The sequence below is a fragment of the Veillonella nakazawae genome (assembly GCF_013393365.1).
Classification (GTDB): domain Bacteria; phylum Bacillota; class Negativicutes; order Veillonellales; family Veillonellaceae; genus Veillonella; species Veillonella nakazawae.
Genome location: NZ_AP022321.1, coordinates 804,108 through 818,711 on the forward strand (window position 1 = coordinate 804,108; position 14,604 = coordinate 818,711).

The following is a 14,604-nucleotide window of genomic DNA, read 5'->3' on the forward strand; positions in this document are numbered from 1 at the left end:
AATGCCCTCTTTAGTATGTTAGGATATGTTAAAATGTAACATCAATGCCATATGCTTCTTTCACTAAACGAGCCATAGCCTCAGGTGTTTGTAGACCTGGGTTAAGTAGGAATAGTTTAGATGGTAAGTAAATGACACGATTATTTTGTACAGCCTTAAGATTAGCCCATGCAGGATTATCTGTCATAGCTTGTTTCATGGCCTTTGTAATTTCTTCTTCTTTACCCATGGTAACGACGAAGATAATATCAGGGTTATCAGCGGTTAATGTTTCAAGAGAATACGGTACCGTTTTGTCTTTAGTTGTACCATCTAGGTGAGATGTTACAACATTTGTCATACCTAATTCTTTGACCATAGATGCAGTTACCGCTTCGTCGGTTTCAGCTGTCACACCTTTACCGGTAGCACGCAATACGGCAATACGTGCAGGTTGTTGGTTTTTAATGGCATCCTTAACCTTTTGAATATTACTTTCATAGGTGGCAATAACGGATTTAGCCTTATCTTGATGGTTTGTTAATTCTCCAAGGAATGTTAGCATTGGCACATTATCCTTGATGCCATCGTAATTGAAAAGTACGGCTGGAATATTGTTAGATTGTAATTGGGATTCATATTTTTTATGTTGGTTTACCAAACCCAATACCACATCTGGTTTTAAATCTAACAATTGTTCCATATTGATGTTAGCCGTTTGACCTAATGCAGGTAATGCTTCTAATTCTGGGGCTAATTTATCTGTTGTGCTAGCTCGGGAAACTGCCTTTCCATCTACTGCGTATAGCATGGACAATACAGAATTTGAAAGAACGGCGATGCGTTGCGGATCCTTTGGTACAGTGTAGGTTTGACCATTAAAGGTCAATTCCTTCGTAGTAGCAGAAGAGCTGGATGTGGATTTACCACACCCAGCTATTGCTAGTACAACCATGACCAAAGCAAGACTACAAAGTAGTAGTTTTTTCATGATGTACTCCTATGTACGTTATATAACGATACTAGTTAAATTATGGATTGATTATTTTTGTAATGCGTCCCAAGATTCGTTTGCACGTTCAACAAACAAGTTACGGATATTTTGGTTTTCACCTAAACCATGAAGGTAAGTATCTACTTTGAAGCCTTCTTTTTCAAGGATGGATTTATGGGAATCTGGTTCAGCACCAGCCATGTCATTGTTAGCATGGTCGCCTGCAACCATCATGAATGGCATCAATGTAACGTGCTTAATACCATGTAATTTTAATTGAGGGATAACTTGTTCAAGATTTGGAGTACCTTCTACTGTGTAGACGAATACATTTTTCATACCAAGAGTATGGATACGGTCTTGAATTACAGAATAGTAAGCATTGGAAGGATCTGGAGTACCATGAGCCATGATAAGAACAGCGTCTTCTTTGCCTAATTTAGGGAATTGAGATTGAACAGCTTTTAATGTTTCAATAACTTGGTCAGTTTGGTTTTCTTGACCCATCCAGTACATAAGAGATGTACCAAGTGTCATTTTTTTGAAATTATTTTTGTACAAATTATATACTGCTGCATCGTAGTTGTATTCCATACCAGGAATTACATCAAGGGATGCTAATGCAACGCGAGTGTAACCGTCTTTTTTAAGTTCAGCCAATGCTTCTTCAGGAGTTGGGTAGGTAATACCTTCTTTTTGTTGGATACGATCACGAATAATATGGCTTGTGAAAGCTGTAATTACTTTTGTGTTTGGATGAGCTGCTTTAATAGCATCTACAGTTGCATCGATTGTTTTCGCACGAGTATCTTTGAAAGTTGTACCAAAGCTCATAACAACGATAGCATCTTTGTTTGGCAAGTTTTGTAAAGCTTCAGTATTGTGTGTACGAACACCGATTGCAGAAGCTTCTTTTAATGCTGGAGTAGGGTCTTTTACTTCAGGATTTAATTGATATGCAGCATTAGAGACAACAGGTGCACCAAAGGATACTGCAAGACCTAGAATAGCGGATGCTAAAGCTAATTGTTTTTTCATTTCTATACTCCTATTCATAACTAAACTACAGTCTATGCAAAAATCTTAGTAGTGTAGATAAATTAATAAAAATTATTATAGGTTTATAGACTACTATAGATTAATTGCATATATAACCTTATGCCAATCGTAACAAAGGGAAATGGGAGTGTCAATAAACCCCATACCCCTAGAAGTATAAAAAATAAGGTATTTTTAAGAAATTAATGTGATGAATATAGTATAGTATTAGCTTTTATAATTATATTCTTTTTGGTTATAAGGATATGAATATGTGAATACATGAGTATTTCTATTCCTTATTAAATAAAAATTTTGATATTATTTCTCATTGACTTATATTCGTGAATCTTGTACTATTATTACATAGTAGTTGATAACAATTTTCAGTTATGAAGATTGTATCATGTATGAGCGATATGGAGGTCACATATGAAAGGCATAATTATTGCATCCTTTGGATCAATTTATCAAGATGCTGTGGAGAAATCCATCGGCAGTATAGAGAAAAAAGTACGTTCCATGTATAGCGATATGGAGGTACGCCGTGTATTCTTATCTGATGCATTAGTGGAAAAGTGGAATGAGAAATATGATGAAAAGATTTCTTCTTTCACAGATGCTATGCAGGATTTTGCTCGGTTGGGTGTCGATGAGGTATACATTCAACCCATTACATTGGTAGCAGATCAGTGTTACCAACAAATGCGTAAACAAGCATTGAAGTTTTTACATAGCAATGAATATGGTTTTAATCAAGTAAATATAGGTAAACCATTACTTACATCATTAGGTGTAAAAAACTATGCTGACGATTATGAAGCAACATTAGAAAGTATCGTACGTCATGTTAATACAAAAGCACTTAATAAATCTATAGTGCTCATGGCAAATGGTCAAAACCAATTAGAGTTTAGTACATTACAATTGAAAGCCATGTATGGGGCAGCACCAAATGTAGTAGTATTTACTACAAATGGATTCCCTACATTTAAACAAGCACTTACATTATTAGATCGTATGGGTCATAAAGACTTGTTAGTAGTACCATTAGCTCTTATTGGTTCTACACATTTAATGGACTACCTTGGCGGTGAGCGTTCTGACTCCATTTATGCATTGCTCGCTGAAGAAGGGTATAATGTAGATATTTGGAATGAAGGTCTTGGTGAAAACCCTTATGTACAAGATTTATTCTTGAAACATCTAGGCCAAGCTATCCGCATGTCAGATCGGAAGCGTCCCATGCCTCATGAATCTGTAAAACCTGTAATGACAAACTCTCGTATAGAAGCACAAGGTATGATTTCTTAGTTTAATCTCTCACATAATTAGACATACATCTCTCCACACTCCTTTATATACGTAAAAGTCCTCCTTGTTGGAAATCCAATGAGGAGGATTTTTACTTTTACTATGAAAAATATTTATAATATCCATTTTATACGTCCTATGGTATGCCCCTAAGGTGTCGTCTATGGTATGATTAAGATACAGTATTAATTAGATAAGGAGACTTCCATGAAACAAGCTATTTTAGTTGTTGCTTTTGGGTCCACTGTTGACAGTGCTCGTGAACATAATATTGATTCCGTAGTAGAACATATCCGTAAAGCTTATCCGGACTATACTGTGGAACTAGCTTTTTCCTCTCGTATTATCGTTAAACGATTACGGGAACGGGGGATTGAGGTGCCTACTGAACAAGGGGCATTAGAAAAACTCATCCAAGAAGGGTATACACATATTTATGTACAACCACTTCACTTCACTGGCGGTGAAGAGTTTGATAAATTGAAAAATAATATCCTTGCTCATGAAGGGGAAGGACAGCTAGAAGTATTGCGCGTAGGTAGACCTCTCGTATATTATATTGGCCAAGAAGAGCATCCAGATGATTACCAAATCTTAATTGACCGATTCATTAAATCGCTTAACATTTCTAAAGAAGACGGGTTACTATTGGTTGGTCATGGTGGCCTCGGTTCTGGCAACTCCTCATATGGTAATTTACAGTTTAAATTAATTCGTGATGGACTTACGAATGTGCGTATTGCAGTACTAGAAAATGCGCCATATGTAGCAGATGTAGCTATGCCATGGGAATGGCTCGATGGTAAACGGCCAAACACAATTTATGTGCACCCATTATTATTAGTTCTTGGAGATCATGCACAAAACGATCTCTTTGGTGATGAAGAAGATAGCGTTATTAATGAACTTGCCGATTACGGTTATGAAGTTAAACCAATCCATAGCGCACTTGGTGAATATGAAGCAATACAAGATATCTTCCGTCAACATGTGCAAGATTGTATTGATGATTTGTATGGCAAACGTAGTCCACATCGTCCAACAATTCCAAATATTAAATAGTAGTTTTGTATATCTTGCATAAATTAGTTATAATAAAAGATATGAAATTTATAAATAGAATGTAACTATAAGAATAGGAGAACCCCATGAAAGGTAAATTATATGGCATTGGCGTAGGCCCTGGTGATTCTGAATTAATGACTGTAAAAGCTGCTCGCATCGTAGGTGAAGCAGATATTATTATCACACCTAAAACAGAAAAGAAAGATGGTTCTGTAGCACTTAATATTGCTTCCCCATATATTCAAGAACATACAGAAATCGTTCCTGTAGTATTCCCAATGGTATTGGATGATGCTACACAAGAGGAAGGCTGGCAAGAAGCAAAACGCATTATCTTGTCTTACTTAGATGAAGGAAAAAGCGTTGTGTTCTTAACATTGGGTGATCCTATGTTCTACAGCACATACATGTATGTATATCGCTTGATTGAAAATACAGGCCATGAAATTGAAACAATTCCTGGCGTTACTGCTTTCTGTGCTATTGGTTCCCACCTTGGTTATCCAATTGTAGAGAAGGAAGAAGTATTAGCTATCGTTCCTGCTACAGCACCTAAAGAAAAAATTGATGCTGTATTAGCCGTAGCTGATGATGCAGTAATCATGAAAGTGTACAAAAACTTTGATGAAGTACAAGAAACTTTGATTAAACATAATATGGCAGATGATGCGGTTATGATCAGCCGTGTAGGTTTGCCAGATGAGCAAGTATTCGTAGGCCTTGATAATATGCCAAAAGATACTAAACTCAACTACTTGTCTACAATCCTTGCAAAACGTAAGGACCGTTAACAAACACGTCGTATTACGAGGTAATATTTATGAACACAGTACATATTCCACGTGTTGTCATTGCTGGCACTAACTCCGGTGTAGGTAAAACAACTATCGTAGCGGGCTTATTGGCTGCTTATGCAAATGGTGGACGTACGGTGCAATCCTTTAAAGTGGGCCCGGATTATATTGATCCGGGCTTTCATAAAATTGCATCCGGCCGTGACAGCTATAATTTAGATACGTGGCTCGTGCCACCTCACAAATTAAATCCTTTCTTTGCTACTATGGCGCATGGAGTAGACCTTGCTATTATTGAAGGTGTTATGGGTTTATATGATGGTGGTCGAGAAGGTGTTAGCTCCACAGCTCAAATTGCTAAGCAATTGAATGCACCGGTGGTGCTTGTTATCGATTGCAAGGCTATGGGTGAAAGTGCGGCTGCTATTGCCAAAGGTTTCCGTGATTATGATCCAGAGGTAAACTTTGGCGGCGTTATCTTAAACCGCTTAGGTTCTGCCAACCACGAGCGCATGGTTCGTGAAGGTATGGATAAAATTGGTGTACCTGTTATTGGTGCTATTTATCGAGATGATCGTATGCACTCTCCTGAGCGCCATTTAGGACTCACACCTGTTACTGAAATCGATCCAACAGAGGCTATCAACACGATTCGTGAAGCCGTTGAGAAAATGGTAAATCTAGATCAATTGTTGGAGATTGCATCTAGTGCACCTGCTATTGAGTTACCAGAGACTGTAGATGCTACATCCATTGAAAAGCGAGTTAAAATTGGCGTAGCCTATGATGAGGCGTTCTCTTTCTACTATCCTGCAAGTTTAGCTGCCTTAGAAGAGAAGGGGGCTGAGCTCGTTTATTTTAGCCCTCTTAATGATTTAGTGATTCCCGAAGTAGACGGCCTTGTATTTGGTGGTGGCTTCCCTGAAATGTTCTTGTTCCAACTCTCTAGTAACGAGTCAATGAAGGAATCTATCCGTGAAGCTAATGAAAAAGGTATGCCTATTTATGCAGAATGTGGTGGCCTCATGTATTTATGTGAAAGTATCCACGATTTTGAGGGCGCCGTATATGATACAGTAGGTATTGTACCTGCTAATTGCATTATGCAACAAAAGCTACAAAAAGTAGGGTATGTTACGGCTACAGCTAAGCGAGATACCTTATTAGGTACCGCAGATACATCTCTTCGTGGGCATGAGTTCCATTTCTCTACGATGGAACCAACTGTAGAGAATTTCCCGTGGGCCTTTCACTTAGAAGGAGGTCGAAGACCTCAATCTTATGATGGCGGCTATGCAACTGATAATGTATTAGCATCGTATTTACATTTGAACTTTGCTGGTTCTGATGAAGGTACACAACATTTTGTTGATATATGTGCTAACTATAAAGCTAAAAGGAGCTAAATATGGGTGAACGAGGCTTAATTTTAGTTAATACTGGCAATGGCAAAGGAAAAACAACAGCAGCCTTAGGCGTGGCATTACGTGCTGTTGGCCAAGGTTTTAAGGTGTTAATCTTACAATTTATTAAAAGTGGTAATGGCTATGGCGAACTAGCAGGTCTTGCCAAATTAGGGGACCAAGTAGAAATTCGTTCCATGGGTAAGGGATTTATTTACTATAAACGAGATGAAGTAGGAGAGGCTGAGCTTGCTCGCCATAAGGCAGCAGCTCAAGAGGCTTGGCACACATTAGTGGAAGAAGTAAATTCAGATCGATGGGATCTTATCATTATGGATGAAATTAATAATGCCATTAATTACGATCTTATTGATGTGAATTCTGTAGTAGATATGCTTAAACATAAACCTGAGCGCTTACACGTAATTTTGACAGGTCGTTATGCTAAACCTGAAATCATTGATGTGGCTGATACAGTAACAGAGATGAAGGTAGTTAAGCATGCTTATGAAAAAGGCATTAAAGCCGCCAAGGGGATAGAGTTCTAATACGCAGAGCGTGAATATAAATAAATCTAAAATTTTCGAAAAAGCTCTTGCTAAAACTATATCGAAAATGTATAATATAGTCATAAGCACAAGGTGCTAAATATTCTTGACATTAAGTATGTATATAACACTAACCAGGAGGTTAACTATGGCTGTACATGATTACATTAAATCCGGCGATTTCGCTACTGAAAAACACGTTCCTGTTATCGAGACTGTTGACACTGTAAAAGCAGGTGAAACTTTCCACGTAACATTGTCCGTTGGTAAAGATATCGCACATCCTAACACTGTAGAACATCACATTGAATGGATCAAATTGTACTTCGTAGCTGAAGGTACTCAATTGCCATTCGAAGTTGGTGAAATTTCCTTCAACGTACATGGTGATGGCGCAACTGCAAACGAAGGCCCTGTACATGCAATTTCTGAAGGTTCTTTGGCAGTTTCCTTGAACAAATCTGGTAAATTGATTGCTGTTTCTTACTGCAATATCCACGGTTTGTGGGAATCCGAAAAAGCAATCACAGTTGCTTAATTAACTTAATCAACTAATAAAGACCAGCCATAAGGCTGGTCTTTTGTATGTAAATTTTAATAATAACTGAAATAATCATGCTAAAGTTGTGTCCGCACTCAAAAGAGTTTTGTTTTTGTATAGTGGATAAATTGCCTTATATCCCTTTACAGTGCTATTTGTTTGTGGTAAAGTATATGCATATTGATTTTTAGTAGATAAGTTAAATGAGGGATTATTGTGGCCTTAATCGTTAAAAAATTTGGTGGTAGTTCCGTAGCTACACCAGAAAAAATATTTAATATTGTTGATCGCGTCCTTCGTGAGAAGAAAGAAGACGATAAAATCGTTATCGTTGTATCCGCTATGGGTGATACAACAGATGACTTGGTAGCATTGGCTAAAGAAGTAACATCTAAGCCTTATGGTCGTGAAATGGACCGCTTGCTATCTACAGGTGAGCAAGTAACGATTGCATTAATGGCGATGGCTTTCAACGAACGTGGTCATAAAGCTATGTCCTTAACAGGTGACCAAGCAGGTATTACAAGTAGTGATACATTCAATAAAGGCCGTATTTTAGGCGTTGATCCAAATCGCGTATTTGAGGCTTTGGATGAAGGCAATATCGTAGTAGTTGCAGGTTTCCAAGGTATTACTGAATATGGTGATATGGTTACTTTAGGTCGCGGTGGCTCTGATACAACTGCTGTTGCATTGGCAGGCGCCATGAAAGCTGATGTTTGTGAAATCTTCACAGACGTTGAAGGCGTTTACTCTACAGACCCTCGCGTTGCAAAAGAGGCTTTCAAATTAGAAGAAGTAACATATGGCGAAATGCTTGAGATGGCACGTCTTGGTGCAGGTGTAATGCAACCTCGCGCTGTAGAAATGGGTTTCCGTTATGGTGTACCTATTCACGTACGTTCAACATTTAGTGACAATACAGGTACTATTATTCGGGAGGATTATACTGTGGAAGCAAATAAACACGTAATTACTGGCGTAGCTGATGATACTAATACAGCAAAAGTAGCCCTTGTAGGCGTAGAAAATAAACCAGGTGTTGCAGCAACTGTGTTCAAAGCATTGGCTGCAAAAAACGTGGATGTTGATATGATTGTTCAATCTATCCGCGCCGTAGGTGAACCTAAAACTGATCTCATCTTCACTGTAGCTATGGATGATGTTGTACTAGCTCGTGAAGTATTAGCAGAATTACAAAAAACTGTTGATATTGAAGCTGTAAATATTGACGAAAGAATGGCAAAAGTATCTATCATTGGTGCAGGTATGTTAGGTCAACCAGGCGTGGCAGCTCAAATGTTTGATATTTTGAGCCAAGAAGGCATCAATATTGAAATTATTTCTACTTCTGAAATTAGTATTTCTTGCCTTGTTGCTGAAGACCGCGTTAAAGATGCTGTTCGTGTAATTCACAATGGCTTATTGTTAGATCAAAGAGGTTAATCTATTTATGGATAGTCTACGTAGTTTTATGGATGAAATGCTCAATGACCAAGGTCGTAAGGAAGGTTTCATTAGCGATCTACTAGGAAATCTAAAAAATCAGCCTATTCCAACATTGGAGCAAGCTCAAACTGGTTATACTACGGTAAGTAATTTACATGGCATTTTCTACGATTATGATAAGGCCGAAGTTACTATTTCTTACAAGGTAGTACCGGATATGTATGAACCCTATACATTGAGCTTTGTACAGTTTCAAGCTATACTAGAAGGCTTATTAACCTTGCGCCGCAATCAAAAGTGGCAAATGCAACATACTAAATAATATAAACCCCATAGGCCTATGCCTATGGGGTTTTGTAATATGTTTAGCATAATTTGTTTATGAAATTATAGAATTACAATCTATGATGGTATAAATGGTATGATTTTGCTTTTCTATTCAAATTCGATAATTATTCTTAACATCTATATATAGAGTTGTCGATGTGTTATAATAAATTGTTAGGAAGAAATTAATTATATTTATATAGAAAGAAGGGACAGCATGGAAATAAATAAGGTTTATTCTGGCTTTCGCCTTGACCGCATTGAGCGCATTGATGAGATCAATGGTACCGCTTATGAAATGAAGCATGAAAAATCTGGTGCTCGTTTAATTTATATTGATTCACCAGATTCTAATAAAGTATTCAATATTGCGTTTAGAACAACACCTCACAATAGTACCGGTGTGGCACATATTATGGAGCATTCTGTTCTATGTGGTTCTCGCAAATTCCCATTGAAAGAGCCCTTTGTTGAACTGGTAAAAGGTTCTTTAAACACGTTCCTGAATGCTATGACATATCCGGATAAAACAATGTATCCTGTAGCCAGCAAGAACGATAAAGACTTCCATAATTTGATGGACGTATATCTTGATGCAGTATTCTACCCACGTGTTCGTGAAGATGCAGAAATCGTAATGCAAGAAGGTTGGCATTATGAGCTAGAACATGCAGACGATGAACTTACCTATAAAGGTGTTGTGTTCAATGAGATGAAAGGTGTTTACTCATCTCCTGACTCTGTATTAGAACGTCAAATGATGCGTGAGCTTTTCCCAGATACGACCTATGGTGTTGACTCTGGTGGGGATCCTGACTATATTACAGATTTAACATATGAAGAGTTCCAAGAATTCTACCGTGTTCACTATCATCCATCTAATAGCTATATCTTCTTGTATGGTGATATGAATATTGAAGAGCAATTAGCATTTTTGAATGATGAATACTTAAGTCATTTTGATGCTATTGAGATTCATACCGAGGTAGCTCTACAAGCACCATTTACAGAAGGAAAAGTAGTGAGCTATCCATATAGTGTAGGTTCTGAAGAACCAACAGATAATCGTACATTGCATTCTTTTGCGTATGTATTGCCTGATGTAACACCTGAACATAGCTTGGCTTTTGAAGTGTTAACACATGCTTTGTTGACATCTCCAGCGGCGCCTCTTAAACAGGCTTTGGTAAAAGCTGGTATTGGCTCTGACGTAAGCGGCTATTATTTAGATAGCATTCGTCAACCTATGTGGACAGTACAAGCTACGGGTTCAAACTTAGATAAACAAGCTGACTTGCAACGCATTGTAGAATCTACCTTACAAGAGCTATGTGATAAGGGCTTAGATAAAGAATTATTAGAAGCTTCTTTGAATAGCATTGAGTTTGCTCTTCGTGAAAGCGACTTTGGGGGACGACCTATTGGGTTAGCGTATATTATCCGCATGATGGATAATTGGTTATATGATAATGATCCATTAGAGTTATTACACTATGAAGAGGCGTTAGCGAATATTCGCAAAGGTTTGGCTGGTACATATTTCGAAGATTTAATTCGTCATTCTATCTTGAATAATGACCATAAGGTTCTTGTATCTATCTATCCTGAACGTGGCCTTCAAGAGCGCAAAGATGCAGAGGTTAAAGAACATTTAGCTGCTGTAAAAGCGAATATGACAAAAGAGGAGATTGACGCGATTGTAGAACAAACAAAACGCCTTAAAATTCGTCAAGAAACTCCAGATAGTGATGAAGCTCTAGCATCTATTCCATTGCTCGAGTTATCTGATTTAAATCCTAATATGGAAGCTGTAGAACGCCGTGAAAGTAAAATCGGTAATACGACAATACATTTTGTACCTACTTTCACAAAGGGTATCAATTATGTAGGCTTGTACTTTAAATTGAACTGCCTCACAGAAGAGGACTTATTCTACGCTGATATTTTAAGTGATATCCTTGGCCGTGTTGACACATCCGAGCGCGGTTATGAAGCATTGGCTAAAGATATCAATATGAATTTAGGTGGGTTAAGTTCTGATATTACGGCCATCAGTAAAGATGGTAAGCGCGATGAGTTTACACCTCTTATGATTGTACGTGCAAAAGCATTACATGCTAAACTACCTGATTTATGTCGCTTGATTAATGAAGTCGTAAAAAAGGCAGATTACAGTGATGATAGCCGTTTAACTGAGCTTGTTCAAGAAAGCAAAGCTATTTGGGATAATGAAGCATTCCGCCGCGGTAATTCTATCGTGAGTCAACGTGTTATGGCTCAAGTTTCTGCAGTTGGTAAGTTTAGAGATAATGGCAATTTAGGTTACTATCAAAAAATCAGCGAGCTAGCTTCTAATCCAGCGGCTTTGCCATTATTACCAGAAAAATTAGCTGAAGTAGCTCGTAAAATTTTCCGTGCTAATAATGTAGATATTATGTTTGTTGGTGAAGAAGGCGAATTAGAAGCTTTTGAAAACCTAATGAAACCATTGGTTGACACTTGGGATACTACCGAATTGAGTAATGATGTATTACAAATCACTCGTCTTTCCGGCAATGATGGTATCGTTACAGCTGGTAAGGTTCAATACGTAGCTCAAGGTGGTAATTTCATTGATCATGGTTTCAAACATGTTGGTCCCATGAGCGTGTTAGAAACAATATTACGTTATGAATACCTTTGGATTCGTATTCGTGTTCAAGGTGGTGCTTACGGAGCATTTGCTAATTTCTATGATGATGGCAATATGATTTTCTGTAGTTATCGTGATCCTAACTTGTTAGAAACTTTAGATGTATATAAAGAGTTGCCTCAATACCTTCGTGACTTCACATTGACTGATCGTGAAATGCGTAAATATATTATTGGTACTATGAGTTCTTTGGACTTACCAATGACGCCAGCATTGCGTGGACCACGTGCAATGGGTATGTATTTCAGTGGTGCTAAACTAGAGGACAAAGTAGAGTTCCGTAAACAAGTGATTGCATGTAAGCCAGAAGATATTGTTGCACTAGCAGATGTAGTAGAACCTGTACTGAATGATAATCATATTTGCACAATGGGTAACGAACAAAAAATTAAAGATGCTGGTAATGTTTTTGATAACATTGTGTCTTTAGGCTAAATAATTTTATATCTATAAATGATATTGCTTTAATTTTTAGTTTGACATATCTTTGGATGGATAAGTGGCATATTCATAATGAATATGCCACTTGTTTTCTACTATAGGAGAGTTCTCATGAAAGGTAGATTTGCGCCTAGTCCCACAGGATATATTCATCTTGGTAATGTGTGGATAGCGCTTTTATCATATATCTCCACACGCCAACAAAAAGGAAAATATGTTGTACGGATGGAGGATATAGACCTGCAACGGTCAAAACGAGAATTAGGTGAAGCTTTACTAGATGATTTAGAATGGCTTGGCTTTGAATGGGATGAAGGGCCTCGTGTAGGTGGTCCTGAGGTATCTTATTGGCAAAGTGAAAGACAAACATATTATGCAGACATACTAGAATCTCTAGCATTAGAAAAACTAATTTATCCTTGTTTTTGTAATAGAGCACGGCTACAATCTATAGCATCAGCGCCTCATGTAGGAGAAGTAGTTCATCGTTATGATGGTAAATGTCGCCATTTAAGCAAGAATGCAGTAGACGAATTATCCTCTATAAAAGAACCATCCTTACGTTTAGCTATAGATTCATGTAATCTAGAATTTGATGATCGCTGGCAAGGTACACAGCATATTCATTTGGAAGGAGAACTAGATGATTATGTATTACGTCGTGGTGATGGCATGTACGCATATAATTTAGCCGTCGTATTAGATGATATAGCTATGGGAATAACTGAAGTGATTCGCGGTGATGATTTACTAGATACAACAGGTCAACAATTATATTTATATAATACATTACAACAATGCTATCCCCACAAGCATATAGAAGTTCCTAAGTATGGTCACGCACCACTTTTAGTGGATGCAGATGGCCATAGACTTTCTAAACGTCAAAAGAGTATTACAATCCGTGAACTACGAGAACAGCAATGGTCAGCATCCAGAATTTTATGGGAATTAGCTGTCGCTGGTGGGCTTATAGATAAAGACAGATATACTCATCGAGAAATAAATCTTTCTGAGTTAATGAATTTAGATCTATCGTGTTCTAGTTTAAGACAAAAAACAATTGTTATTGAGCGATAATAGATACATTGATTTTAGTTCTGAAATATTTGCTAAAAGAGTATAATTCTTCAACTATAAAATTCGATATATTACATTGACAATATTCGATATTTCGTTATAATAGTATATAAGAGGTGGTCAAAATGACAATTCAACAAGCTTTAGATCAAAAAGTATGGGCCGTTATTGGAGCCACTCATAAAACCGAAAAGTTCGGCTATAAGATTTATAAATGTCTTAAAGATCACGGATATGAAGTATATCCAGTTAATCCTAATATTGCAGAGATAGATGGTAACAAATGTTATCCTAGTCTTTCTGCACTTCCTGTTGTACCAGCTGTGGTAGATTTTGTTGTGCCAGAAGCAGCAGGTTTAGCTGCACTTGATGAATGTAAAGAACTTGGCATTCCTACTGTGTGGTTGCAACCGGGAGCGGATAAACCATCTGTTGTTGAAAAAGCACATGCTTTAAACCTGCATGTCATTCAAGATTGTGTATTAGTTCAATTACCGTAGGAGGGTACAATGAGCGAATTAAAAGAATTAAAAACTGCTGAATATCAAGATTTAGTAAATCAAGGTGGCGTTACTGTTATTGATTTCTGGGCTCCATGGTGCGGTTATTGCGTACGTATGATGCCAATCATCGAAGAAATCGCAGGTGAACTTGAAGGTAAAGCTAACTTTGTAAAAGTGAACACTGATGAAGAACCTGAATTAGCACGTAACTTACAAGTTGAAGTATTGCCAACATTCGTTATTTTAAAAGATGGCGAAGTAGTAGACCGCAAAATTGGCTTCATGCCAAAAGGCGACCTTCAAGGTGCTATTGAATCTAAATTCTAATAATCGGTATAAAACTATATAAATAGAGGCAAAAAAACCTCATCAATGTATAAAGCATACATTGATGAGGTTTTTTTCATAATTTTTATAGAGGTAAATAAAAAGTATC

14 protein-coding genes are annotated in these 14,604 nt (G+C 37.4%); 12 read left to right on the top strand and 2 right to left on the bottom strand.

What is annotated here, in order from left to right; genetic code table 11:
- Window positions 1-28 precede the first annotated feature (28 nt).
- A complete protein-coding gene (locus tag VEIT17_RS03535; protein WP_060924188.1) occupies window positions 29-970 on the bottom strand; it encodes an ABC transporter substrate-binding protein in 942 nt (313 codons plus the stop codon).
- A gap of 51 nt (window positions 971-1,021) precedes the next feature.
- Window positions 1,022-2,011 (bottom strand): sirohydrochlorin cobaltochelatase, encoded by a 990-nt coding sequence (locus tag VEIT17_RS03540; RefSeq protein ID WP_178884772.1) that lies wholly within the window; start codon window positions 2,009-2,011, stop codon window positions 1,022-1,024.
- Window positions 2,012-2,443: 432 nt separating this feature from the next.
- On the opposite strand from VEIT17_RS03540, the gene VEIT17_RS03545 reads away from it, so the two are divergent.
- The 12 genes from VEIT17_RS03545 (at window position 2,444) to trxA (ending at window position 14,495) form a co-directional block, all read left to right on the top strand.
- Window positions 2,444-3,325, top strand: coding sequence for a sirohydrochlorin cobaltochelatase (locus VEIT17_RS03545; RefSeq protein ID WP_178884773.1), 882 nt, complete (start codon window positions 2,444-2,446; stop codon window positions 3,323-3,325).
- A gap of 207 nt (window positions 3,326-3,532) precedes the next feature.
- Window positions 3,533-4,387: a sirohydrochlorin cobaltochelatase gene (locus tag VEIT17_RS03550; RefSeq protein ID WP_119209267.1), complete on the top strand. Its 855-nt coding sequence runs from the start codon at window positions 3,533-3,535 to the stop codon at window positions 4,385-4,387.
- Between the two features lie 86 nt (window positions 4,388-4,473).
- Complete coding sequence (gene cobI, locus VEIT17_RS03555) at window positions 4,474-5,181, top strand: precorrin-2 C(20)-methyltransferase (protein ID WP_119209266.1); 708 nt, start codon at window positions 4,474-4,476, stop codon at window positions 5,179-5,181.
- A 29-nt stretch (window positions 5,182-5,210) separates the two neighbouring features.
- Window positions 5,211-6,590 carry a cobyrinic acid a,c-diamide synthase CobB gene (locus VEIT17_RS03560; RefSeq protein WP_178884774.1) on the top strand — a complete coding sequence of 460 codons (1,380 nt, stop codon included), beginning with the start codon at window positions 5,211-5,213 and terminating at the stop codon, window positions 6,588-6,590.
- 2 nt (window positions 6,591-6,592) lie between these two features.
- Window positions 6,593-7,135 carry a cob(I)yrinic acid a,c-diamide adenosyltransferase gene (gene cobO / locus VEIT17_RS03565; RefSeq protein ID WP_178884775.1) on the top strand — a complete coding sequence of 181 codons (543 nt, stop codon included), beginning with the start codon at window positions 6,593-6,595 and terminating at the stop codon, window positions 7,133-7,135.
- Window positions 7,136-7,283: 148 nt separating this feature from the next.
- Window positions 7,284-7,673: a class II SORL domain-containing protein gene (locus VEIT17_RS03570; protein ID WP_060924194.1), complete on the top strand. Its 390-nt coding sequence runs from the start codon at window positions 7,284-7,286 to the stop codon at window positions 7,671-7,673.
- Window positions 7,674-7,892: 219 nt separating this feature from the next.
- Complete coding sequence (locus VEIT17_RS03575) at window positions 7,893-9,122, top strand: aspartate kinase (RefSeq protein ID WP_060924195.1); 1,230 nt, start codon at window positions 7,893-7,895, stop codon at window positions 9,120-9,122.
- A gap of 7 nt (window positions 9,123-9,129) precedes the next feature.
- The gene (locus tag VEIT17_RS03580; RefSeq protein WP_172703334.1) at window positions 9,130-9,447 is read left to right on the top strand and encodes a hypothetical protein; all 318 of its coding nucleotides are present in this window, start codon (window positions 9,130-9,132) and stop codon (window positions 9,445-9,447) included.
- A 222-nt stretch (window positions 9,448-9,669) separates the two neighbouring features.
- The gene (locus VEIT17_RS03585) at window positions 9,670-12,579 is read left to right on the top strand and encodes an insulinase family protein (protein WP_178884776.1); all 2,910 of its coding nucleotides are present in this window, start codon (window positions 9,670-9,672) and stop codon (window positions 12,577-12,579) included.
- 117 nt (window positions 12,580-12,696) lie between these two features.
- Window positions 12,697-13,665, top strand: a complete 969-nt coding sequence (gluQRS, locus tag VEIT17_RS03590) for a tRNA glutamyl-Q(34) synthetase GluQRS (RefSeq protein WP_172703336.1) — start codon at window positions 12,697-12,699, stop codon at window positions 13,663-13,665.
- Window positions 13,666-13,790: 125 nt separating this feature from the next.
- Complete coding sequence (locus VEIT17_RS03595; RefSeq protein WP_178886001.1) at window positions 13,791-14,165, top strand: CoA-binding protein; 375 nt, start codon at window positions 13,791-13,793, stop codon at window positions 14,163-14,165.
- A 9-nt stretch (window positions 14,166-14,174) separates the two neighbouring features.
- Complete coding sequence (gene trxA, locus VEIT17_RS03600) at window positions 14,175-14,495, top strand: thioredoxin (protein WP_060924199.1); 321 nt, start codon at window positions 14,175-14,177, stop codon at window positions 14,493-14,495.
- Window positions 14,496-14,604: the final 109 nt, after the last annotated feature.